Origin of the sequence: Sphingomonas faeni, assembly GCF_023195535.1 — a bacterium.
Classification (GTDB): domain Bacteria; phylum Pseudomonadota; class Alphaproteobacteria; order Sphingomonadales; family Sphingomonadaceae; genus Sphingomonas; species Sphingomonas faeni_B.
On record NZ_JALPNF010000004.1, the window covers coordinates 148,680 to 172,353 of the forward strand.

The 23,674-nt window shown below is 66.4% G+C and carries 22 protein-coding genes; 16 read left to right on the forward strand and 6 right to left on the reverse strand.

Translation table 11 applies throughout. The features are described 5' to 3' along the window. The first annotated feature begins 59 nt into the window (after window positions 1-59). From dapA to SPHN_RS10525, 11 genes are all read left to right on the forward strand, one after another. Window positions 60-944: a 4-hydroxy-tetrahydrodipicolinate synthase gene (gene dapA / locus SPHN_RS10475; protein WP_248523093.1), complete on the forward strand. Its 885-nt coding sequence runs from the start codon at window positions 60-62 to the stop codon at window positions 942-944. Window positions 945-1,115: 171 nt separating this feature from the next. Further along, entirely contained in the window at window positions 1,116-1,598 is a 483-nt protein-coding gene (gene smpB, locus SPHN_RS10480) for an SsrA-binding protein SmpB (RefSeq protein WP_055879372.1), read from the forward strand. Between the two features lie 78 nt (window positions 1,599-1,676). After that, window positions 1,677-2,162, forward strand: coding sequence for a DUF2062 domain-containing protein (locus tag SPHN_RS10485; RefSeq protein ID WP_282580535.1), 486 nt, complete (start codon window positions 1,677-1,679; stop codon window positions 2,160-2,162). A gap of 92 nt (window positions 2,163-2,254) precedes the next feature. Then, a complete protein-coding gene (locus SPHN_RS10490) occupies window positions 2,255-4,327 on the forward strand; it encodes a M13 family metallopeptidase (protein WP_248523097.1) in 2,073 nt (690 codons plus the stop codon). A gap of 120 nt (window positions 4,328-4,447) precedes the next feature. Further along, on the forward strand, window positions 4,448-6,496 hold the full coding sequence (locus SPHN_RS10495; RefSeq protein ID WP_248523098.1) for a M13 family metallopeptidase: 2,049 nt from the start codon (window positions 4,448-4,450) through the stop codon (window positions 6,494-6,496). 420 nt (window positions 6,497-6,916) lie between these two features. Then, window positions 6,917-9,292, forward strand: a complete 2,376-nt coding sequence (locus tag SPHN_RS10500) for a hybrid sensor histidine kinase/response regulator (RefSeq protein ID WP_248523106.1) — start codon at window positions 6,917-6,919, stop codon at window positions 9,290-9,292. 49 nt (window positions 9,293-9,341) lie between these two features. Beyond that, entirely contained in the window at window positions 9,342-9,692 is a 351-nt protein-coding gene (locus tag SPHN_RS10505) for a response regulator (RefSeq protein WP_248523108.1), read from the forward strand. A gap of 273 nt (window positions 9,693-9,965) precedes the next feature. After that, window positions 9,966-11,687, forward strand: coding sequence for a dihydroxy-acid dehydratase (gene ilvD / locus SPHN_RS10510; protein ID WP_248523110.1), 1,722 nt, complete (start codon window positions 9,966-9,968; stop codon window positions 11,685-11,687). Between the two features lie 130 nt (window positions 11,688-11,817). Continuing rightward, the gene (locus SPHN_RS10515) at window positions 11,818-12,231 is read left to right on the forward strand and encodes a hypothetical protein (protein WP_248523112.1); all 414 of its coding nucleotides are present in this window, start codon (window positions 11,818-11,820) and stop codon (window positions 12,229-12,231) included. Next, complete coding sequence (locus tag SPHN_RS10520; protein WP_248523113.1) at window positions 12,228-13,727, forward strand: NAD(P)H-hydrate dehydratase; 1,500 nt, start codon at window positions 12,228-12,230, stop codon at window positions 13,725-13,727. Before SPHN_RS10515 ends, SPHN_RS10520 begins: the two co-directional genes overlap by 4 nt. Further along, complete coding sequence (locus tag SPHN_RS10525) at window positions 13,724-14,941, forward strand: class I SAM-dependent RNA methyltransferase (RefSeq protein ID WP_248523115.1); 1,218 nt, start codon at window positions 13,724-13,726, stop codon at window positions 14,939-14,941. The genes SPHN_RS10520 and SPHN_RS10525 overlap by 4 nt, the downstream gene beginning before the upstream one ends. A gap of 55 nt (window positions 14,942-14,996) precedes the next feature. On the opposite strand, the gene truA is transcribed toward SPHN_RS10525, so the two are convergent. Continuing rightward, a complete protein-coding gene (gene truA / locus SPHN_RS10530; RefSeq protein ID WP_248523117.1) occupies window positions 14,997-15,755 on the reverse strand; it encodes a tRNA pseudouridine(38-40) synthase TruA in 759 nt (252 codons plus the stop codon). Beyond that, window positions 15,752-16,678 (reverse strand): methionyl-tRNA formyltransferase, encoded by a 927-nt coding sequence (fmt, locus tag SPHN_RS10535; protein ID WP_248523119.1) that lies wholly within the window; start codon window positions 16,676-16,678, stop codon window positions 15,752-15,754. The genes truA and fmt overlap by 4 nt, the downstream gene beginning before the upstream one ends. Window positions 16,679-16,731: 53 nt before the next feature. On the opposite strand from fmt, the gene recR reads away from it, so the two are divergent. The 3 genes from recR (at window position 16,732) to rmuC (ending at window position 19,758) form a co-directional block, all read left to right on the forward strand. Further along, a complete protein-coding gene (gene recR, locus SPHN_RS10540) occupies window positions 16,732-17,328 on the forward strand; it encodes a recombination mediator RecR (RefSeq protein ID WP_056052820.1) in 597 nt (198 codons plus the stop codon). A gap of 33 nt (window positions 17,329-17,361) precedes the next feature. After that, complete coding sequence (gene def / locus SPHN_RS10545; RefSeq protein ID WP_248523121.1) at window positions 17,362-17,886, forward strand: peptide deformylase; 525 nt, start codon at window positions 17,362-17,364, stop codon at window positions 17,884-17,886. A 420-nt stretch (window positions 17,887-18,306) separates the two neighbouring features. Continuing rightward, window positions 18,307-19,758 (forward strand): DNA recombination protein RmuC, encoded by a 1,452-nt coding sequence (rmuC, locus tag SPHN_RS10550; RefSeq protein ID WP_248523123.1) that lies wholly within the window; start codon window positions 18,307-18,309, stop codon window positions 19,756-19,758. 497 nt (window positions 19,759-20,255) lie between these two features. Here the strand turns inward: rmuC and rplI are convergent, their stop codons facing one another. The 4 genes from rplI to SPHN_RS10570 all read right to left on the reverse strand — a co-directional run bounded on the left by rplI (window position 20,256) and on the right by SPHN_RS10570 (window position 22,045). Then, a complete protein-coding gene (gene rplI / locus SPHN_RS10555; protein ID WP_248523124.1) occupies window positions 20,256-20,852 on the reverse strand; it encodes a 50S ribosomal protein L9 in 597 nt (198 codons plus the stop codon). Between the two features lie 12 nt (window positions 20,853-20,864). After that, the gene (gene rpsR / locus SPHN_RS10560; protein WP_031393978.1) at window positions 20,865-21,089 is read right to left on the reverse strand and encodes a 30S ribosomal protein S18; all 225 of its coding nucleotides are present in this window, start codon (window positions 21,087-21,089) and stop codon (window positions 20,865-20,867) included. Window positions 21,090-21,091: 2 nt separating this feature from the next. Beyond that, window positions 21,092-21,526: a 30S ribosomal protein S6 gene (rpsF, locus tag SPHN_RS10565; RefSeq protein ID WP_056050884.1), complete on the reverse strand. Its 435-nt coding sequence runs from the start codon at window positions 21,524-21,526 to the stop codon at window positions 21,092-21,094. A 159-nt stretch (window positions 21,527-21,685) separates the two neighbouring features. Continuing rightward, window positions 21,686-22,045: an RcnB family protein gene (locus SPHN_RS10570; protein ID WP_248523126.1), complete on the reverse strand. Its 360-nt coding sequence runs from the start codon at window positions 22,043-22,045 to the stop codon at window positions 21,686-21,688. Window positions 22,046-22,254: 209 nt separating this feature from the next. On the opposite strand from SPHN_RS10570, the gene fabD reads away from it, so the two are divergent. After that, window positions 22,255-23,214, forward strand: a complete 960-nt coding sequence (fabD, locus tag SPHN_RS10575; RefSeq protein ID WP_248523128.1) for an ACP S-malonyltransferase — start codon at window positions 22,255-22,257, stop codon at window positions 23,212-23,214. A gap of 34 nt (window positions 23,215-23,248) precedes the next feature. After that, window positions 23,249-23,668 (forward strand): GxxExxY protein, encoded by a 420-nt coding sequence (locus SPHN_RS10580; protein WP_248523129.1) that lies wholly within the window; start codon window positions 23,249-23,251, stop codon window positions 23,666-23,668. Window positions 23,669-23,674 lie beyond the last annotated feature (6 nt).

Here is a 23,674-nt window from a genome sequence, read left to right on the forward strand (position 1 = left end):
CGCCCGGTATTTGGCGCAACAGGCCAGACTTCTCTTCTAGTATGGACGCAGGCTACCGCATGTTTTCAGGATCGATTCCCGCGCTCGTCACGCCGTTCGCCGCCGATGGCAGCTTCGACGAACCGGCTTACCGCGACTTCATCGAATGGCAGATCGCCGAGGGCTCGTCGGGCCTCGTCGCGTGCGGCACCACCGGCGAGGCGGCGACCTTGTCCTATGACGAGCATTTCCACGTCGTCCGCGTCTGCGTCGACCAGGCGAAAGGCCGCGTGCCGGTGATCGCCGGAGCAGGCTCGAACGATACGCGCGTCGCGTCCGCGAACCTGCGCGCCGCGAAGGAAGCCGGCGCCGACGCCGCGCTGATGGTGCCGCCCTATTACAACCGGCCGGGGCAGGAGGGCATCTTCCGTCATTTCGAAGCGCTCGCGCAGACGACGCCGTTGCCGATCATCCTCTACAACGTGCCAGCGCGGACGGTGACCGACATCCAGCCCGCGACTCTCGCGCGGATCGTGAAGGCGTTCCCCGACGTGTTCGTCGGCGTGAAGGATGCGAGCGGCGTCCTCGCCCGCGTTTCCCAGCACCGCGCGTCGTGTGGTCCCGACTTCTGCCAATTGTCGGGCAATGACGACATGGCGCTGGCGTTCAACGTCATGGGCGGCACCGGCTGCATCTCGGTGACGGCCAACGTCGCGCCGAAGCTCTGCGCCGAGTTCCAGGCGGCGTGTCAGTCCGGCGATTTCGTCAAGGCGCTGGCGTATCAGGATCAGCTTTACCCGCTCCACGAGGCGCTGTTCACTGACGCTTCGCCCGGGCCGGTGAAATACGCGATGACTAAGGTACGGGCAGGTTTCCCGGAGACCCTGCGCCTGCCGATGACCCCCGCCGGTGAGGCGTCACGCGCGGCGGTTGATGCGGCCGTGGCGCACGCGCGTCTCGCCTGAAACCCACTCCGTCATCCTGACGAAAGTCAGGACCCAGAGCCAAGCAGGGCGTCGCTCCGTAATCCTGGGTCCTGACTTTCGTCAGGATGACGGCGCGCAGGGGAATAAACGGAAGCGCAAACACCGCGCCCGCTTCCCCTAAGCCTCGCGACCTCCTACATCGCGCGTCCCATGGCACGTCCCAAACCCCCGACCTTCGAGAAGACCAAGATCGTCGCCGAGAACCGGCGCGCGCGGTATGACTATTATATCGAGCAGGTGTTCGAGGCGGGCATCGCGCTCACCGGCACCGAGGTGAAGGCGCTGCGCGGCGGCGAGGGATCGATCGCCGAAGCCTATGCCGAGGTGAAGGGCAAGAACGTCGTCCTGGTGAATTCGAACATTCCCGAATTCAGCCACGGCAACCGCTTCAACCACGAGCCCAAGCGGCCGCGCAAACTGCTGCTCCACGAGCGTGAGATCAACAAGATGTTCGGGGCGGTCGCACGCCAGGGCATGACGCTCGTACCGCTGATGATCTACTTCAATTCGAAGGGCCGCGCGAAGATCGAACTGGCGCTCGCCAAGGGCAAGCAGAACCACGACAAGCGCGATTCGGTGAAGGAACAGGACTGGAAGCGCGAGCAGGGCCGGATCATGCGGGATCGCGGATAGCCTGTGTCGAAGGCGCCGGGCAGTATCTTCGGGCGCCTCGCGGCGTGGTCGCGTCGCAACTTGCCGACCCGCGAATCGATGGAGCGGAACCGGCTGCTGCGTCCGGTCGCGCACCGCGTGCTCGCGCCCGAACTCTGGCGCTTCACACGGCGATCGGTTCCCCGCGGCGTTGCGCTCGGCATGGTCGCAGGCATCCTGATCCCGGTTGCGCAGACCCCGGTAGCCGCAATCTTCGCGCTGCCGTTTCGCGCTAACGTGCCGACCGCGGCGCTGACCACCTTCATCACCAATCCGCTGACCACGCCGCCGCTCTGGATCGCCGCCTATTGGATCGGCTCGTCGCTGCTGCGGCTCGACGAACATGTTCCCGGCCAGCCCGTCGCCAACGCCGCCGCGCGCACCGAATGGATCCCGTGGCTGATGCAGGCGGGGCCCGCCACCGCGCTGGGCCTGCTGGTCATCACGGTCGTCTGTTCGGTCGGCGGCTATGCGCTCAGCGCGCTCGGCTGGCGGCTGTGGATCGCGCGCAAGTGGCGGCATCGGCACGATAATCGTGCGGCGTAGTATTTCGTAACATTTGACACCGCTTGGAATTGACGGACCGTCCTATCGGCGTAGAACACGCGGCATCCTGAAGTCCTTCCCGAGGTTTTTTGATGCGTAAGTCGATTGTTACCGTGATCCTGCTCGCGTCAGCCGCATCGGCCATCGCCCAGACGAACCAAGCTGCCCCGTCGCCGGCGCTGGCCAAAGCCGCGAAAGGCCCGGTCGCGCCCAAGGATGCGAACAAGCCACAGATCGGCGATTTCGGGTTCGACATGGCGGGCCGCGATACCAGCGTGACGCCGGGCACCGACTTCTTTGATTACGCGAACGGCGGATGGGTGAAGACCACGCCGATCCCGGCCGACCGCTCGTCCTACGGGATGTTCCACGTCCTCCAGGACCTGTCGCTCGAACGCACCCGCACGATCCTCGACGGTGCCGCGAAGACCCCGGGTGACAAGGTCGGCGAGTTCTACACCAGCTTCATGGACGAGGCCGCCGTCAACGCTAAGGGCGCGGGCCCGGTCAAGCCGATGCTCGCCGCGCTGAAGGCGACCAAGGACAAGACCGCGCTCGTCACCGAGATCGCAAAGCTTCAGCGGCAGGGCGTCGGCGGGCTGGTCGGCGTCGGCGTGCAGCAGGACGACAAGGACCCGACCACCTATGTCGTCGGTCTCGGCCAGAGCGGCATCGGCCTCCCCGACCGCGACTATTACCTCAAGGACGATGCCAAGCTCGCCACGATCCGCACGGCGTACCAGGCGTATCTCGCGCGGATGCTGACGCTCGCCGGCGAACCAAACGCCGCCGCCCGCGCCGCCGCCGTCTTCAACATGGAGAAGGGCCTCGCGACCGCGCACTGGACCCGGATCGAGAGCCGCGACGCCGACAAGACCTACAATAAATGGACCGCCGCGGATTTCGCCGCGAAGGCACCGGGCTTCCCTTGGACGCAGTACATGACCGCGATGGGCGTCACCGGCCGTCCGTTCTACCTCGTCGCACAGCCGAGCGCGCTGACCGGCGAGGCGAAGGTGTTCGCCGATACGCCGATCAACGTCCTCCAGGATTACGCGATGCTGAAGGTACTGCGCGCGTACGCGCCGTATCTGTCGAGCGATTTCGACAAGACCAACTTCGCCTTCTACGGCACCACGCTGTCGGGCACGCCCGAGCAGCAGGTCCGCTGGAAGCGCGGCGTGTCGACCGTGTCGGGCGCGATGGGCGAGGCGATCGGCCAGCAATATGTGGCGAAGTATTTCCCGCCCGCATCGAAGGCCGCGGCCGATGATCTCGTCAAGAACGTCATCGCGGCGATGGGCGAGCGTCTCAAGAACCTCGAATGGATGGCGCCCGAGACCAAGACCAAGGCGCTCGCCAAGCTTGCCGCCTTCACCCCGAAGATCGGCTATCCCGACAAGTGGCGCGATTATTCCGCGCTTCAGATCCAGCGCGGCGATCTCGTCGGTAACGTCGCGCGCGCCAATGCGTTCGAATACGACCGCGACCTCAAGAAGCTCGGCCAGCCGATCGATCGGGCTGAGTGGTTCATGACGCCGATGACGATCAACGCCTACGCCAACCCGACGATGAACGAAGTCGTCTTCCCGGCCGCGATCCTCCAGCCCCCGTTCTTCGATCCGAAGGCGGACCCGGCGGTCAATTACGGCGGCATCGGCGCGGTGATCGGCCACGAGATCAGCCATCACTTCGACGACCAGGGCCGCAAATACGACCTCAACGGCAAGCTCACCGACTGGTGGACGCCGCAGGACGTCGCACGCTTCAAGGTGTTCACCGATGCGCTCGTGAAGCAGTACGACGCGTACGAACCGCTGCCCGGTCAGCACATCCAGGGCGGCCTGACGCTCGGCGAGAACATCGCCGATCTTGCCGGCCTGACGGTGGCCTACGACGCGTACCACAAGTCGCTCGGCGGCAAGCCTGCACCGATCATCGACGGCACCACCGGCGATCAGCGCTTCTATTATGGCTGGGCGGGCGTCTGGCGCACCAAGTTCCGCGACGCGGCGCTCCAGCAGGCGCTCCTGTCCGACCCGCATTCGCCGGGCCATCAGCGCGTCCTGACGGTCCGCAACCTCGATCCTTGGTATGCCGCGTTCGGCGCCAAGCCGGGTGAGAAGAGCTACCTCGCCCCAGCCAATCGCGTCCGTATCTGGTAACTGACGCCGTCCCATAGAGCCCCGTCATCCTGGGCTCGACCCAGGATCCAGAGCCACGCGCGCGCCGCTGTCGGCTCTGGATCCTGACTTTCGTCAGGATGACGAAGTTTGGAGAGAAACATGAAGTCGTTCATCGTCGCCGGCCTGCTCGCCGCAACCGCCATCACCGGCGTCACCGCCGCCATCTCGCAAACGGCTGAGCCAACGCCAGCCGCTCCAGCCACCTCGACCGGCGCCCAATACGGCACGTTCGGCTTCGACGAGAAGGGCATGGACAAGACCGTCCAGCCCGGTGACGACTTCTACACCTTCGCCAACGGCAATTGGGCGAAGACCAACCCGATCCCCGCCGACAAGTCGAACTACGGCTCGTTCAACCTCCTCTCCGACCTGTCCGAAACACGTACCCGCGGCATCCTCGACACCGCCGCGAAGGACCCGAACTCGAAGATCGGCCGCGCCTATGCGACCTATCTCGACACCGGCACGATCGAGGCCAAGGGTCTCGCGCCGATCCGGCCGTGGCTGAAGACAATCGCCGCGCTGACCGACCGCGCGCAATATCCCGCCCTCCTCGCCGAAGCCGACCGCGCCGGCATTCGCGGCCCGTTCGGCGGCGGCGTCGGCCAGGACGACAAGTCCCCTGAGCAATACGCGCTCTCGCTCGGCCAGTCCGGCCTCGGCCTCCCCGACCGCGATTACTACCTCAGCACCGACGCCAAGCTCGTCGAGGCACGCAACGCCTACCGCGCGCACATCGTCAAGATGCTGACGCTCGCCGGCGAACCCAATGCCGAGGCCCGCGCCACCGCCTTGCTCGCGTTCGAGACCGAGATCGCGAAGGTCAGCTGGACCCGCGTCGACAGCCGCGATGCCACCAAGACCTACAACAAGATGACCGTCGCCGATCTCGCCAAGCGCGCGCCCGGCTTCGATTTCGTCGCCTATTTCAAGGGCATCGGCACGCCCGTCCCGACCGTCATCGTCGCACAGCCCTCGGCGATCACCGGCATCGCCAAGCTCGTCTCGACCGCGCCGATCGGCGTGCTCAAGGACCAGCTGATCCTGCGCTCGCTCGACGGTTACGCCGACGTCCTGCCCAAGGCGTTCGACGCCGAGCAGTTCGCGTTCTACGGCACCGTCCTCGGCGGCACGCCCGAGCAGGAGGCGCGCTGGAAGCGGGGCGTGCAGTTCACCTCGGGCGCGCTCGATGACGAGGTCAGCAAGCTCTACGTCGCGCAGTATTTCCCGCCCGAGACCAAGGCCGCGGCGGACAAGCTCGTCAAGAACGTGCTCGCCGCGATGGGCCGTCGGATCGACAAGCTCGAATGGATGGCGCCCGAGACGAAGGTCAAGGCGCACGCCAAGCTCGCCGCGTTCACGCCGAAGATCGGCTATCCGAGCCAGTGGAAGGATTTCTCCGGCCTGACGATCACGTCCGGCGATGCGTTCGGCAACGAATGGCGCGCGAACGAATGGCAGCACCAGGACAATATTTCCAAGCTCGGCAAGCCGTTGCAGCGCTGGGAATGGGGCATGACGCCGATGACGGTGAACGCCTATGCCAATTTCGGCATGGTCGAGATCGTCTTCCCCGCCGCGATCCTGCAGCCGCCGTTCTTCGATCCGAAGGCCGACGACGCGGTCAATTACGGCGGCATCGGTGCGGTGATCGGCCACGAACTGAGCCATCATTTCGATGACCAGGGCTCGAAGTACGACGCAAAGGGCCAGCTCACCGACTGGTGGACAGCCAAGGACATCGCCGGCTTCAACGCGCTCACCGGCAAGCTCGGCGCGCAGTACGACGCGTACGAGCCGCTCCCCGGCATGCACGTGAAGGGCCAACTCACGATGGGCGAGAATATCGCCGATCTCGCTGGCCTGACGGTCGCGTACGACGCGTACCACACGGCGCTCGGCGGCAAGACCGCGCCTGTCCTCGACGGGTTCACCGGCGACCAGCGCTTCTATCTCGGCTGGGCGCAGGTGTGGCGTCGCAACTACCGTGAAGCGAACCTGCGCAATCGCTTGCTGACCGATCCGCACTCGCCCTCGCAGCAGCGGGCGTGGGTCGTGCGCAACCTCGACCCCTGGTATGCGGCGTACAAGCCGACGCCGGGGCAGAAGCTGTATCTGACCCCGGAGCAGCGCGTCCGGATCTGGTAAAGGGCTTCCCGGAGGTCGCACCTAAGCCCTGTTCCCTCGCGAAAGCGAGGGGACCAGGAACACGCGCGCTTCTGCTCCAACCCTGGACCCCCGCCTCCGCGGGGGAACGGCTTGCGGGTTCTGGCGGGGCGCAAAAGCCGCTCAGCGTGGCGGATATCGTAACCTAATCACCGCCACGCCAGCCTACTAACCGTCACCCCAGCGAAAGCTGGGGTCTCCCTCGAGGCGGGCGACGCGCGCCTAACAGGAAGATCCCAGCTTTCGCTGGGATGACGTGTGTCGTGTGGCTGACTTGTTTCGCGCGAAGGATGGCCTCCGCCGGAATGACGCCTCTAACGCACAGCGTCGCGAGCGCTCGGAACATCTCAAACCAAGCATCGCGCTTGACGCCCAGCCCCGCTTGAGCGGATGACTCCCCCGATGGCATCGTTCGCTTTATCCACCCCGGCCCGTAACGCCGCGCTCGTCGCTATCGCCTCGGGGATTGCCGCCGCCGCGATCGTGCTGTTGCTCGTCGGCAGCTGGATCGCCGCCGCCGGCTTCTTCGCGGCCGCCATCATCGTCGTCGGGGCGCTCATCGCCTGGCGCCTGCTCAACCCGGTCGCCAAGGACGCGCCCCGCCCGGTCGACTGGGACCTGACCCGCACCGTCGCCGAAGCCGGCGCCGACGCCATCGCCATCACCGACCGCGCCGGCCGCCTGGTCTGCGCCAACGACGCGTACGAAGCGTTGTTCGCGGGCTTCCCGACGCCCCCCGGCCTGCCGCTCGACGAAGCCGGCATCGCCGCGCTCGCCGACGCCGGCCGCTCCGCGTGGCGCGACGGCACCGCGCAGGTCGAACGCCTCAACACGCAGGGCATCCAGCTCTCCGCGCAGATCGCCCGCGCCGGCGACGACGCCGACATGCTCGTCTGGCGTTTCGTCACCGCGCAGGAGCACGACCTCGCCGAGACGCTTGCCGCGCTGCTGACCGGACCGACCGGAGACCGGCTCGGCGGCAGCGGCATCATGGCCGCGTTGCTGTCCCCCGACGGCCGCGTCCGCTCCGCCAACCGCGTGCTGAGAGCGCGTGCGTGCGGCGACGAATACGACCCGATCGAAGGCCGCGACTTCGCCCGCTTCCTAATTACCGACAGCCGCGGCCTCGTCCGGTTCGAGCGCGAAGGCCTCGAAGGCACGCCGCTCCGCGTCCTCCAGATCCCGTTCCTCGAAGGCGACGATGCGCCCGTGCTGGTCGCGCTGCTCGACGACGAGGAGGACGCGCCCGCACTCGGCGCCAGTGCCTCCGCGCACGTCCGCAGCCTGGTCAGCATGATGCCGTTCGGGATGGCGCTGGTCGATCGCGATGGCCGCTTCCTGCAGATGAACGACTCGTTCTTGCGCGCGGCCGGCGTGAATGCGGTCGCCCCGCCGCTCTATCCGGGCGACCTGGTCGTCCGCGAGGACAAGGCCGCGGTCGCCGACGCGATCCGCAAGTTCGCCAACGGCGCGACCCACTCCGCCGACATGGCGGTCCGCCTCAAGGATCACCCCGACGAGCCGGTCGCGCTCACCATCGCTGGCGCGCGCGGGCTCGGCGACGCGGCCGTGCTGCTCAGCCTCAAGGACAATAGCGAGGAAAGCCGCCTCAAGCGCGAGGTCGCGCAAGCTACCAAGATGCAGGCGGTCGGTCAGCTCGCGGGCGGCGTCGCGCATGATTTCAACAACATCCTGACCGCTATCATCGGGCACTGCGACCTGATGCTGATGCGCCACTCGCCCGGTGACAGCGACTACGACGACATCCAGCAGGTCCGCACCAACTCGAACCGCGCCGCCAGCCTGACGCGCCAGCTGCTCGCCTTCTCGCGTCAGCAGACGCTCCGGCCTCAGATTCTCCAACTTCCCGACGTTGTCTCGGAGGTATCGAACCTCCTCAAGCGCCTGATGGGCGAGAACGTCCGCCTCGACATGACCCACGGCCGCAATCTCGGCCCGGTCCGCGCCGACCCGGGCCAGCTGGAACAGGTCGTCGTCAACCTCGCGGTCAATGCGCGCGACGCGATCGTCTCGGCGAACGCGCGTGGCGGCGGCGTGCTCACGATCACCACGCGCGCGGTGCCGGCGTCCGAAGTCCGCGCGATGGCGTCCGACATCCTGCCCGTCGCCGACTATACCGCGCTGATCGTCCAGGACACCGGCACCGGCATCCCGCCCGACGTGCTGCCCAAGATCTTCGAGCCGTTCTTCACGACCAAGGAATTCGGCAAGGGCACAGGCCTCGGCCTGTCCACCGTCTATGGCATCGTCAAGCAATCCGGCGGCTACATCTTCGCCGACAGCAAGCTGGGGCAGGGCGCCACCTTTACCATGTACCTGCCGGTTCACTCGGCGCCGGCGGCGACGCGCGCCGCGGTCGTGAAGCCCGCGCCGAAGCCGGTCGACCTGTGGGGCACCGGCACGATCCTGCTGGTCGAGGACGAGGACATGGTCCGCGCGGTCGCCGAACGTGCGCTCGCGCGGCAGGGCTATACCGTGCTCACCGCGGAGAACGGCGAGATCGCGCTGGAAGTGCTCGAGAAACACGGGCGCCCGGACCTGCTCATCAGTGATGTCGTGATGCCGCAGATGGACGGCCCGACGATGGTCCGCCATGCACGCGAAAAATATCCCGATCTGCCGATCCTGTTCATGTCGGGCTATGCCGAGGAGCAGTTGCGCAAGTCCATAGATCTCGACAACGTCGCGTTCCTGCCAAAGCCTTTCTCGGTGCAGGAACTCGCCGAAGCAGCGCGAGACGTGCTGGCCGCGCGCTGACTCGAACAAGATGTTGGCAAGTCGTAACAATCCCGACTATGCGCAGAGTATGAACGCTACCCCGCAGATCCTTATCGTCGAGGACGAACCCTTGATCGCCATGATGCTCGAGGACTTTCTCGAGGTACTGGACAAGGGCGTGGCTGGCTCTGTCGACACCGTCGCGGACGCGTTGAAGCGGATCGAAGAGGGTGGCGTCGACGGCGCGATCCTCGACGTGAACCTTCGCGGTGGCGAAAAGAGCACCCCTGTCGCCGAAGCCTTGGCAGCCAAGGGCGTCCCCTTCGTCTTCGCCACCGGCGGCGGCGACGACGGTGTTGCGCCAGAATTCCGCGACCGTCCCCGTTTGCAAAAGCCGTTCACGATGGACGGCGTGGCCAAGGCCCTCGAAGGCCTTTGATCATCGTGGCGGCGCGCTGAGAACGCTACCGTTTTTGCTTCCCATCCCTGGAGGGGAGGGGCCGGGCGTGGGTCGGCCGCTTGGGGAGGATGACGACAACCGCCTTCCCCCGTCATCCTGACGAAAGTCGGGACCCAGAGCCAATCCGCGTATCGTTCGTAACCCTGGGTCCTGACTTTCGTCAGGATGACTAAGAGAGGATCACCCTCCTCATCTAAAATTCGACGCAACTCTCTTGCGCAAATACCCCCTCCCGCGACATAGGCGTTCGCCATGACCCGCACATTCGATAAATCACGCCTGCCGAGCCGCCATGTCTCCGTCGGCCCCGAACGCGCCCCGCACCGCAGCTATTACTATGCGATGGGCCTCGACGAGGAGCAGATCGCGCGCCCGTTCGTCGCGCTCGCCTCGGCCGGCAACAACTCCGCGCCCTGCAACACCACGCTCGATGCGCAGGCCGATGCCGCGCAGGCGGGCGTCATCCAGGGCGGCGGCATGCCGCGCCGGTTCAACACGATCACCGTCACCGACGGCATCGCGATGGGCCATCAGGGCATGAAGGCCAGCCTCGTCAGCCGCGAAGTCATCGCCGACTCGGTCGAACTCTCGGTCCGCGGCCATTGCTACGACGCGCTCGTCGGGTTCGCCGGTTGCGACAAGTCGCTCCCCGGCATGATGATGGCGATGCTCCGCCTCAACATCCCGTCGGTGTTCGTCTATGGCGGCTCGATCCTCCCCGGCCGCTACCAGGACCGCGACGTCACCGTCGTCGACGTGTTCGAGATCGTCGGCAAATACGCCGCCGGCGCGTGCCCGCTCTCCGAAGTCCACGCGCTCGAGAAGGTCGCCTGTCCCGGCCACGGCGCATGCGGCGGTCAGTATACCGCCAACACGATGGCCTGCGTCGCCGAGGCGATTGGTTTGTCGATCCCGAACAGCAACATGGTGCCAGCTCCTTATACCACGCGCGAACAGATCGCCGTCGCTGCCGGCGCGCAGGTCATGGAGTGCCTCGCCGACAATATCCGTCCGCGCGACATCTGCACGCGCGAGGCGTTCATCAACGCCGCCCGCGTCGTCGCCGCGACCGGCGGCTCGACCAACGCCGCGCTGCATCTCCCTGCGATGGCGTCCGAAGCCGGCATCGAGTTCGACCTGTTCGACGTCGCCGAGATCTTCAAGACCACGCCATACATCGCCGACCTCAAGCCCGGTGGTAAGTACGTCGCGAAGGACATGTACGAGGCCGGCGGCGTCTACATGCTGATGAAGACGATGCTCGCGGGCGGTTTCCTCAACGGTGACTGCCTGACGGTGACGGGCAAGTCGCTCGGCGAAAACATCGACCAGGTGACGTGGAACCCCGATCAGAAGGTCATCTACGACATCAAGACCCCGCTGACTCCCACCGGCGGCGTCGTCGGCCTGCGCGGCAGCCTCGCTCCCGACGGCGCGATCGTGAAGGTCGCGGGCATGCACCGCCTCCAGTTCAGCGGCCCGGCGCGCGTGTTCGATTGCGAGGAGGACACCTTCGCCGCCGTCGAAAACCGCGAGATCAACGAAGGCGAAGTCATCGTCATCCGCTACGAAGGCCCCAAAGGCGGCCCCGGCATGCGCGAAATGCTGTCGACCACCGCCGCGCTCTACGGCCTGGGCATGGGCGAGAGCGTCGCGTTGATCACCGATGGCCGCTTCTCGGGCGGCACCCGCGGCTTCTGCATCGGCCATGTCGGCCCCGAAGCCGCGGACGGCGGCCCGATCGCGCTGGTCGAGAATGGCGACATCATCCACATCGACGCCGAAGCGGGCACGATCGACCTCGACGTTCCCGAGGACGTGATGGCGGCGCGCCGTGCGGCCTGGGTTCCGCGCAAGACCGATTACGGCTCGGGCGCATTGTGGCGCTATGCGAAGACCGTCGGCCCGGCCTACAAGGGTGCCGTCACGCACCCTGGAGCCGCAGCCGAAACCCATGTCTACGCGGATATCTGAGCCCACGCGGGTAGGTAAACGAGACACGCGCTCCACCCGTCACCCCAGCGAAAGCTGGGGTCTCCCGCTTGGCGCGCGCCGCGACCCGAACGGGGAGATCCCAGCTTTCGCTGGGATGACGGGGGGTAGGGTGTTCGTCAACTTCGGTAAGACGCTCAACCGCCTTCTCGGTCTAGCCCTCATTTCGCTCCCCCTCGCGGCATGCGGGCCAGGCAAGCCATCCAGCACACAGGTCGCAGCCGAACAGACCAAGGAGTCCCCCGGCGACCTCCGCATCCCCTGCGCCCGCGGGACCGCCGCGCTCGAAACGGTCTGCACGATCGAACAGGCCAAGGGTGAGGCTGGTCCAATCCTGACGATCCGCCACCCCGATGGCGCGTTCCGCCGCCTCCTGGTCACCGACGACGGCCGCGGCGTCGTCGCGGCCGACGGAGCGGAGGTCGCCAAGGTCGGCCTGATAGAGGGCAACGGTATCGAGGTGTCGATCGGCGACGCTCGCTACCGCCTCCCGGCCACCGTCAAGAGCGTGACCAAGCCATCATGATTCACATCGAGGGCCAGGCGATCCTGACCGCCGCCGAAATGCGCGCGGCGGAACACGCGGTGATCGCCACCGGCGTCTCGGTCGAAACGCTGATGGACCGCGCCGGCACTGCGATTGCGCACGCGGTTCGTCGGTTGGCGGGTACGAACGAAGTCCTGATAGTCTGCGGCCCCGGCAACAACGGCGGGGACGGATACGTCGCGGCGCGGGTGCTGGCGGAGATGGGGATGTCGGTCCGCGTGGCGGCGTTGTCGGCGCCGAAGACGGATGCGGCGAAGGCGGCGAGGGCAGGGTGGTCCGGCCCTGTCGAGACACTGGCGGCGGCAAAGCCCGCTCCGATCCTGGTGGACGCGCTGTTCGGCACCGGCCTGACCCGCCCGCTCGATTCCGAGCCCGCCCCCACCGTAATCAGTTCCCCCGCGGACGCGGGGGCCCAGCTAAGTTCCGAGCGCTCACTCAACGGTCTATTCTGGGCCCCCGCGTCCGCGGGGGAACAGTCTGTTGTCGGGCGCCTCCATTTCCTCGCCAACTCCGCGCAGCTCAGCATTGCCGTCGACCTTCCCAGTGGCCTTGCGACCGACTCTGGGGAGGCACTCAGCAAACCGCCAGTCTTCAACCTCACCTTAGCCCTCGGCGCAGTGAAACCCGTGCACCTCCTCCAACCCGCCGCGCGCTATTGCGGCCATATTCGCCTCCTCGACATCGGCGTCCCAACCACTAGCGAAGCCGAAGTCCTCAAACCCCCGGTCCTCCCGACCCCCGGCCCGGACTCGCACAAATATACCCGCGGCATGGTCGCGATCATCGCCGGCACCATGTCAGGCGCGTCCGACCTCGCAGCGCTCGCCGCGATGCGTGCCGGCGCCGGCTACGTAACCCTGCTCGGCGACAGCCAAGGCCCCCCGCACGCGCTCGTCCGCGCGCCATTCTCCGACCAAGCCCTCGCCAACGACCGGATCGGTGCGCTCGTGATCGGCCCGGGCCTCGGCCGCGACGATGTCGCCAAGGCCCGTCTCGAAGCGGCGCTGGCCTCAAACCACCCACTGATCATCGACGGCGACGCCCTCCGCCTGCTCGACCCTGACCGGATCAAGGCGCTCAGGGTCCCCGTGATCCTCACCCCGCATTCAGGCGAGTTCGACGCGCTCTTCGGCAAATCCGACCCATCTTCCAAGGGGGCCGATAAGATCACGCGAGCCCGAGACGCAGCTGTCCGCGCCAACGCGGTCGTCGTCTTCAAAGGCGCCGACACCGTCATCGCCGCCCCCGACGGCCGCGTCCGCATCACGCAGGATGCGAGCGACTGGCTCTCCACCGCCGGCACAGGCGACGTCCTCGCCGGCGCGATCGGCGCGATGCTCGCCGCGAAGCTCGAACCGCTGCAGGCCGCGGCCGCCGGAGTGTGGCTCCACGGTGACGCTGCCCGCCGATTGGGGCCCGCGTTCATCGCCGACGACTTGGCGGAAGCGCTTCGGTCCGCCAGAGCATCGTTATGACCTCTGAATCGAATATCGACACGATCATCCGCGTCGCAGCCCGCGGCGACGGCATGACCGCCGACGGCCGCCACGCTGCCTTCTCGGCGCCCGGCGACACGCTCGCGCCCGACGGCACCGTGATCCCAGGCCCGCACCACCAGACTCCCCCCTGCGTGCATTTCCCGACCTGCGGGGGCTGCCAGCTCCAGCATCTCGACGACCAGGCCTATGCCGAGTTCGTCACCGACCGCATCGCCTCCGCGCTCGACGGCCAGGACCTGTCCGCGCCGATCCGCACCCCGCACATCTCCCCCGAACGCAGCCGCCGCCGCGCGACCCTCCACGCAGAGGGCAAGGGCGGCAAGATCACGCTCGGCTTCACCGCCGAGAAGGCGCACACGATCGTCGACATCAAGGAATGCTGGATCCTCGATCCGCGCCTGTTCGCGCTCGTCCAGCCCTTGCGCCAGCTGCTCAAGCGCCTCAACTTCCGCCGCCGCGCGGACATCCACCTGACGCTCGCCGATCAGGGCGCGGACATCCTGATCACCGGGTTCGCCCCCGAAGGCCTCGCCGCCGCCGAAGCGCTGACCAAATTCTGCGAAGACCACGGCATCGCGCGCGTCGCGTTCGACGACGGCCTCGGCCCCGAGACGCGCTGGGAACCCGATTCGGTCACGATCACGCTGGGCGGCGTCCCCGTACCGCTCCCGCCCGCGTCGTTCCTCCAAGCCACGCCCGACGGCGAAGCCGCGCTCACCGCCGCCGTCCTCGAAGCGATCGGCAAGCCCGGGACGGTCGCAGACCTGTTCGCGGGCCTCGGCACCTTCACGCTCGCGATCCCGGCCAAGGTCTACGCAGCCGAAGGCGCCCGCGACGCGCTAGGCTCGCTGAAAGCCGCCGCGCATCGCACCCAGCGTCCGGTCTACCCCGAGCACCGCGATCTCTATCGCCGCCCGCTGACTGTCGCCGAACTCGACCGCTTCGACGCGGTAGTGATCGACCCGCCACGCTCCGGCGCGCGCGAACAGGCGACCGCGCTGGCGGAATGCAAGACGCCGGTAATCGTCTATGTCTCGTGCAACCCGGCCAGCTTCGCGCGTGATGCGAAGGAGCTGTGCGATGCCGGCTGGCGGATCGACTGGGTCCAGCCGGTCGGCCAGTTCCGCTGGTCGACACACGTCGAACTCGCGGCCAAGTTCGTCCGCGACACTCCCCAACCGTCATCCTGACGAAAGTCAGGACCCAGGGTAACGAGCGTTGCGCTTCGTAACTCTGGGTCCCGGATCAAGTCCGGGATGACGGAGAAGGGTAGACGGCACTCACGAAGAACAACCCATCGGGCGGCGCATTCAACCCCAGCATCGCCCGATCCTTCGCCGCCAGTGCCTTGGCGACATCGCCAATCGCCCAGCGCCCCATCCCGACCAGCGCAAGGCACCCAACCATCGACCGCACCTGGTGATGCAGGAACGACCGCGCTGCCGCATAAACGAAAATCCGCTCCCCCTCACGCACCACCTCAAGCCGATCGAGAGTCCGCACCGGACTGTCAGCCTGGCAATGCGCCGACCGGAACGTCGTGAAGTCGTGCCGCCCAACGAGCGCGCCCGCAGCCTCCGCCATAGCCCCGGCATCGAGCGGCTGAGGCACCTGCCAAGCCAACCCCGCCTCGAACGTCAACGGCGCGCGCCGGTTGACGATCCGGTACTCGTACGACCGCCCGACACACGAAAACCGCGCATGCCAATCGTCGTCAACCACTTCGCACGCGAGCACCGACAGCGGCGCGGGCTTCACCAGCGCATTCAGCCCCTCCATCAACCGAAACGCCGCGAGCGGCTTCGCGATATCGACATGCGCGCGCATCGCCATTCCGTGCACGCCCGCATCGGTCCGCCCCGCCGCCTGCACCGACGCGGTCTCGCCGGTCATCTTCAGCACAGCCGCCTCCAGCGCCGCCTGCACGCTCGGCCCGTGCTTCTGCCGCTGCCAGCCCATGAACGGCCGGCCGTCGAACTCCACCGTCAACGCGAACCGCGTCAAAGCTGAGTCCCCGACGGGATCGCAAACCCGCGCAGTAATTCCGTCGCCGACGTCACGCCGCGTCCCGCCCGTTGTAGCAAGGTCGGCCGGATCGCCCCGTCGCCGCACCCGATCGTCAGCTCGGCATTGACCGTCAGCCCCTCGCACCCAAGAAACGTGAACGGCAGTACGTCCGCCGCCAGCACCTTCACCCGCTCGCCCGCATGCTCGAACCACGCCCCCGGCGCCGGGTTCATCGCCCGTACCAGCCGCTCGACCTCGACTGCCGACCGCTCGAAATCGATCCGCGCCTCGGCCTTCTCGATCTTCGCCGCATAGGTGACGCCGTCCTCGGGCTGCGGCCGGGCAGGGTAGGCGTCGAGATCGCCCAACACCTCGACCATCAGCCGAGCACCCATTGCCGACAGCTCGGCGGTCAGTTCCCCTGCAGTTTTCCCAACGATCGGCGTCCGCCCCTCGAGCCGCACCGGCCCGGTATCCAGCCCCGCCTCCATCTGCATAATCCCGACGCCCGTCTCGGCATCACCCGCGAGGATAGCCCGCTGCACCGGCGCCGCCCCGCGCCACCGCGGCAACAGCGACCCATGCACGTTGAGGCACCCGAACCGAGGCGCCTCCAGCACCGCGCGCGGCAGAATAAGACCATACGCGGCCACCACCGCGACATCCGCGTTCAAAGCCGCAAACGCCTCGCGAGGCTCCAGCCCCTCCGGCAAGGACGCCTTGAACGACACCGGCGTCCGCACCTCGATTCCGAGTGCCTCTGCCCGAACCTGCACCGGCGACGGCACCAGCTCGCGCCCACGCCGCCCACCCGGCCGAGCCGGCTGGCAATACGCCGCCACCACGTCATGCCCCGCCGCGACGAGGGCCTCCAGCACCGGCACCGCGAAGTCCGGCGTTCCCATGAAGATGATCCGCATGGCCCTCTCGAACACGCTGGCGGGGAGCGACGCAACCCCCTATCTGTTCCGGTATGGCATCCCCCGAGATCGAGGCGCTGACGCAGGCGCTGGCCCGGCTCCCCGGCCTCGGCCCCCGGTCCGCCCGTCGCGCCGTGCTGCATCTGCTCAAGAAGCGCGACGCGGCGCTGGGCCCGTTGCGTGAGGCACTGACCGCGGTCGACGAGCGGCTGGAGAACTGCTCGACCTGCGGCAACGTCGACACCACCAATCCCTGCGCGATCTGCGCCGACCCGCGCCGCGATCAGCGTTCGCTGTGCGTGGTCGAGGAAGTCGCCGATCTATGGGCCCTCGATCGCTCGCGCCTGTTCCCCGGTCGCTTCCACGTCCTCGGCGGGCGGCTGTCCGCGCTCGAAGGCATACGCCCCGAGGACCTCAGCATCGACAGCCTCGTCCGTCGCATCGAAGCCGGCGGCATCGACGAAGTCGTCCTCGCGATGAACGCCACGCTCGAGGGCCAGACCACCGCGCACTACATCGCCGAGCGCATCGAACGCTTCCCGGTGCGTGTCACGCAGCTTGCGCACGGCCTGCCGGTCGGCGGCGAACTCGACTATCTCGACGAGGGCACGCTGGCGCAGGCGTTAAGGGCCAGAAGGCCAATGGCTTGACGCACCCGGCATGCGTACCTTAGCGGACGCGCTATGACCGTCATGACCGTTCTCGAAGTCCCCGATCCCCGCCTGCGCCTCGTCGCCGAGCCCGTGGAGACGGTCGACGACTCCATCCGTACGCTCGTCGCCGACATGATCGAGACGATGTACGACTTCAATGGCATAGGCTTGGCCGCGACCCAGGTCGGCGTGCAGAAGCGTGTCCTCGTGATCGATCTCCAGGAGGAGAAAGACGAGGACGACAAGCCGATCAAGAACCCCAAGGCGTACATCAACGCCGAGATCCTGTCGGTCAGCGACGAGGTATCCACCTACAACGAGGGCTGCCTCTCGATCCCCGAGCAATATGCCGAGGTCGCACGTCCGGCGCGCTGCCGCGTGAAGTGGCTCGACCAGACCGGTGCGGCGCATGAGGAGGATTTCGACGGCCTGCTGTCGACCTGCATGCAGCATGAGATCGACCATCTCGACGGCGTCCTGTTCATCGACCACATCAGCCGCCTCAAGCGCGACATGGTGCTGAAGAAGCTGGCGAAGCAGCGCAAGCTAGGGTGAGGGGCGTGGGTGATGCGATTGTGCAGCCACCCGCGCGCCTAGCTAGGCACCACCCCGGCGAAGGCCGGGGCCCAATTGGGGGACGTCGCCAACTGAGCGCAGTCCCTCGTTACTGCGACCTTCCCAATTGGGCCCCGGCCTCCGCCGGGGTGGTGCTATTCCGCAAGGATGTGGCAGCGCCCCTCCTAGTTCCCCCGCGAAGGCGGGGGCCCAGAACCACAAGCGCCACCGCCCATAACCCTCGACTCCCGCCTCCGCGGGAGAACAGAATATTCCGATTGTCCTACATCAATCGTTCGACGTATGTTCCACCCATGACGTCCCCAATCTCCCCCCGAACCCAAGCGCCCCGGCGCGCAGTCTCACCCCCGAAAATGCTGCGCCAGCGTCTGCACTTCACTCCCGCTCCAGCCACGCAAAATGGCTGAGTTCGCCATAATCGCCATCCTTGCGCTAGCCGCCGGCATCCTCCTCGGCTGGCTCCTGGCCTCCCGCCGAGCCGCCACACTCGCCAGCGAACTCGCCGTCGCGCAGACCAAGGTCGCCGACGCCGAAATTATCCGCACCGCGCGCGATGCGGTCGAACGTGAACGCAACGCCGCGATGCAGGACCTCGCCACGCTCCGCGCGCAGAACGCCGAGCGCGCCACCGACACCGATCGCCTCCGCCTCGACCTCGCGACGATCCGTGCCGACCGCGACGCCGCCCGCACCGAAATCGCGACGCTGAAGGTCCAAGGCGAAGCGTTCGAAGCGCGCCTGCTCGAACTCCGCGAGGCCAAGGACGTCATGGCCGCGCAGTTCGGCGACGTCGCCAACAAGCTGCTCAGCGACGCGCAGAAGACCTTCCTCGAACGCGCCGACGCCCGCTTCCGCCAGTCGGAAGAGTCCGCCGGCCTCAACCTCAAGTCGATGCTCCAGCCGGTAAGCGACCGCCTGCAACGCTACGAAGAGGGCGTCGCCAAGGTCGAGGCCGAGCGCCGCGACGCATTCGGCGACCTCAAGGGGCAAATCGAACAGATGCGCCTCGGCCAGGAAAAGGTCTCGACCGAAGCCGCCAAGCTCGTCAACTCGCTCCGCAACGCCCCCAAGTCGCGCGGCCGCTGGGGCGAGCAGCAGTTGAAGAACGTCCTAGAAACCTGCGGCCTCAGCGAACACACCGATTTCCAGACCGAAGTCTCGGTCGCGGTAGGCGACGACGGCGCCCGCCTCCGCCCCGACGCGATCATCCGTGTCCCCGGTGGCCGGGCGCTGGTGATCGACGCGAAGGTCTCGCTCAACGCGTACCAGGACGCGTTCGGCGCAGTCGACGACGCCGAACGGCTCATCGGCCTAGCCGCCCACGCGGCGTCGATGCGCGCGCACGTCAACGGCCTCGGCAACAAGGCCTATTGGAGCCAGTTCGCCGATACGCCCGACTATGTCATCATGTTCGTCCCTGGCGAGCATTTCCTGTCCGCGGCGCTCGAACACGACCCGACACTCTGGGATTTCGCCTTCGAAAAACGCGTGCTGCTCGCGACCCCTACGAACCTGATCGCGATCGCACGCACGGTCGCCGCAGTCTGGCGCCAAGAGAAGCTGGCCAACGAAGCGCGGAAAATCGGCGAACTCGGCAAGGAAATGCATGATCGCCTTGCCAAGGTTGCGGACGACCTGCGCAAAGTCGGCGTCGGTCTGAACAGTGCGGTGAAGAACTTCAACGGCTTCACCAACTCGTTCAACGGCCGCCTGATGGTGACGGGCCGCAAGTTCCGCGACCTGAACATCGAGACCGGCGCGCGTGATCTCGAGGACGTGTCATCGGTCGACGCGCTAGCGCTAGGCGAGGGGCCTGCGCTGATCGAGAAGCCGGAAGACGCCACCACTTAATGTTTTCCCGCGAAGGCGGGAGCCCGGGATCAAGCAGTGCTGCGTTCCATTATCCTGGACCCCCGCCTTCGCGGGGGAACGGCTAGGGGCGGGCATCATGCACCATTCCGTCATGCCGGGCTCGTTCCGGCATCCACCGTTTTGCGAATTCAGCAGCCCGAGAGATCGCTGAACCGTGGACCCCGGAACAGGTCCGGGGTGACGGAGGGAGGTTGGGGAAGAAACGAAGAGGCCGCGCGGAAAACCGATCGGTACAAAATTCGTTCACCTCCCGGAAACCTTTCCCGACCCCGCGCATTAACCCGGCAACACCCCCAAAGAGTCGCCAGGTCATGAAAACCCTAGTCCCCGTCCTCTGCGCCCTGATCCCCTTCGCCGCGATGATCGGCGCCTGCGTAACCTGCCCCTAACCGCCGTCTCAAAGGCACAAAAGAAAAGGCCCGCCCGGATCACTCCGGGCGGGCCTTTCTATGCAAGCCAAGAAGGCAGCGAAGGGATCAACCCTGCGCCTCTTCCTTCTGGTCGCGAGGAGCTTCGGCGGTCGCGCCGGGCTCTGCGTTCGGATCGTAATCCTCGACGAAGCCAGCCTCGTCACGCTCGAACATCGACGACATCACGTCGACGCCCGAAGCTTGCATCTCGGCCTCTTCAGGCGAGCGGGCGACGTTGACCTTGACGGCCACCGACACTTCAGGATGCAACGCAACCTTCACGGTGTAGACACCGATCGCCTTGATCGGCTTGTCGAGCACGATCGCCGACTTGCCGACCTTGTGACCGTCGGCCACCAGCGCATCGACCAGATCGCGAACCGCGACCGAACCGTAGAGCTGACCGGTGTTCGACGCCTGACGGATCAGGGTCACGGTCGCGTCGTTGAAGGTCTTCGCTTCGGCTTCGGCATCGCTGCGACGCGATGCGTTGTCCGATTCGATCTTCGCACGGTTCGACTCGAACACCTTGCGGTTGGCTTCGTTCGAACGAAGCGCCTTCTTGTTGGGAAGCAGGAAGTTACGCGCGTAACCGTCCTTGACCTTCACCACGTCGCCGATAGCACCAAGCTTTTCGACGCGCTCAAGCAGAATGACGTCCATGTGGGCGTGTCCTTACTTAACGATGTAGGGCAGCAAGCCCAGATGACGCGCACGCTTGATGGCCTGGGCCAGTTCGCGCTGCTTCTTTGCGGCCACCGAAGTGATACGCGACGGGACGATCTTGCCACGCTCGGACACGAAGCCCTGCAGCAACCGGACGTCCTTATAGTCGATCCGGGGAGCGTCTTTGGCGGAGAACGGGCAGCTCTTGCGGCGGCGGAAGAATGGACGTGCCATGATTATTCAGCTCCCTCTTCGCGGTCACGACGGGGACCACGGTCCGGACGATCGCCACGATCGGGACGGCCCTCGCGGCCACCTTCACGGTCGCCACGACGCTCGCGGTCACGATCCTGCTTGCGCATCATCACGGTTGGGCCCTCTTCGAGGGTGTCGACCTTGACCGTCATGTAACGGATGATGTCTTCGTTGATCTGGGTCTGGCGCTCCAGCTCTGCGATCACGCTGCCCGGGGCATCGATCTCGAGCATGACATAGTGCGCCTTGCGGTTCTTGGCGATCTTGTACGCCAGCGAACGCAGGCCCCAGTTCTCGGTCTTTACGACCCGACCTTCGTTGTCGTTCACGATCTTGGTGGCGATTTCCGCCAGTGCGTCCACCTGCGCTTGTGCCAGATCCTGGCGCGCAAGGAACACGTGCTCGTAAAGAGCCATGTCTTGTCCTTCGTCTTGGCCGATCGCTGATACACGCCCCATGCGTGCACCCCTCCGGCTGTCGTCTAGAATGCAAACAGGGGCGAGAGACGCGAATCTCTCACCCCGGTTGCAGTGGCCTTAGCCGATTACCCGGCAAAGGCAAGGTTGGTGTGGGCGTTACCGGCGAAACGCGCCGCCACGAACCTGGACCACATTGCCGCGGGCGTTGATCAGGATCGCGTCGTTGCCCGAGCGGACCCACTGGCTGCCACGCGGCGGGGCGGCGAGACGGTAGTTCCGGTACGTCGTGATGACGCGATAGTTCTGCGCATAGCGGCGATCGAAGCGCTGACCAGCGCGCCAGTTGCGATACTGGTTCGGGCGGGCGACGGTCTTCCTGGTGACGACGGTGCGGCCGTTGTTGTTCTGGCGCACGGTGGTCACTTCGCGGCGCTGCTGCGCTTCGGCCGGGGCGGCGGCGAGCAGCGGGCTGGCGACGAGGGTGGCGGCAAGCGCGCTGAGGATGAACTTCTTCATGGGTAATCTCCCGTTTGAAACACGGCGCCGTTGTGCGGCGTCATCACTAATCTGGGACCCGATTGTCGCAGGTGCATGTCGCAGCCTGCGCGAAATGGTCGCCATTTGTCGCAAACGCATGGGCTTCGTTCAGGTTCGCGCAGTTGCAACTCAGCCCGCACCTTTATAGGCCCCGCGCTCAAACGAAGACCGAACACAGAGGAGAGGTCATGCGCGCGTTCATCTTCCCCGGCCAGGGGAGCCAGTCTGTCGGCATGGGCAAGGCGCTCGCCGACGCCAGTGCCACCGCCCGCGAGGTCTTCGCCGAAGTCGACGAGGCGCTCGGCCAGCATCTGTTCCGCCTGATGAGCGAAGGGCCCGCCGACGACCTGCTCCTCACCGAGAACGCGCAGCCCGCGATCATGGCGAACGCGATCGCCACCTTGCGCGTCGCCGAGAAGGAAGGCGGCCTCCGCCTCGCCGACAAGGCCGACTACGTAGCCGGCCACAGCCTCGGCGAATATACCGCCCTGTGCGCAGCAGGGGCACTCGACCTGTCGACCACCGCGCGCCTCCTGAAACTCCGCGGCCGCGCAATGCAGGCCGCCGTTCCGGTAGGCGAGGGCGCGATGGCCGCGTTGCTCGGCACCGACCTCGAAAAGGCGCAGCTGATCGCCGGCGCCGCAGTCGACGCGATTCTCGCGGAAGGCGGTCCCGACCTGATCTGCACCGTCGCCAACGACAACGACCCGTCGCAGGTCGTCATCTCCGGCCACCGCCTCGCCATCGAAAAGGCGATCGCGCTGGCCAAGGACCTCGGCGCCAAGCGCGCAGTGCTCCTCCCCGTATCCGCCCCCTTCCACTGCCCCCTCATGCAACCCGCCGCCGAAGCGATGGAAGCCGCCCTCCTCGACGCCGACCTCCGCGCGCCGCTGGTCCCGGTCTTCGCCAACGTCGACGCGGTCGCCGTCGCCGACCCCGGCGCGATCCGTCACCTGTTGGTGCAACAGGTCACCGGCATGGTCCGCTGGCGCGAATCAGTGCTGGCCATGCATACGGCGGGCGTCGGCCACTTCGTCGAATTCGGCGGCAAGGTGCTCAGCCCGATGGTCAAGCGCATCACCCCCGACGTCGAGACGACCAGCGTCATCACGATGGACGACATCGAGGCGTTGATTAAGGTACTGTAGATTTTCGCGCAGAGGCGCAGAGGACGCAGAGCCCATGAAAGATATCGATGTGGTTAGCGGCGACGTCCTGAATGTCGCTCTGCGACTGCATCGAGATCTTGGGCCAGGGCTACTGGAAAGCGTTTATGAAGCAGTCCTTGCCGGTCGATTGGTTGCAATGGGCTACACTGTGGCGCGGCAACGATCGATCGATATCGAGTTCGAAGGCTTGCGCTTCGAGGCAGCGTTCCGGATCGATCTGCTTGTTGACGACCGTTTGGTCGTCGAGATCAAATCGGTCGAGTGCGTCCTTCCCGTCCACGCCAAGCAATTGCTGACCTATCTCAGACTGACCAAACAGCCCGTCGGGCTGCTTATCAACTTCGGTGGCGCAACCCTAAAAGAAGGCGTCCGCCGCCTCGTCAACAACTACCGCCCCTCTGCGTCCTCCGCGCCTCTGCGCGAACAAATCTAGATCGGA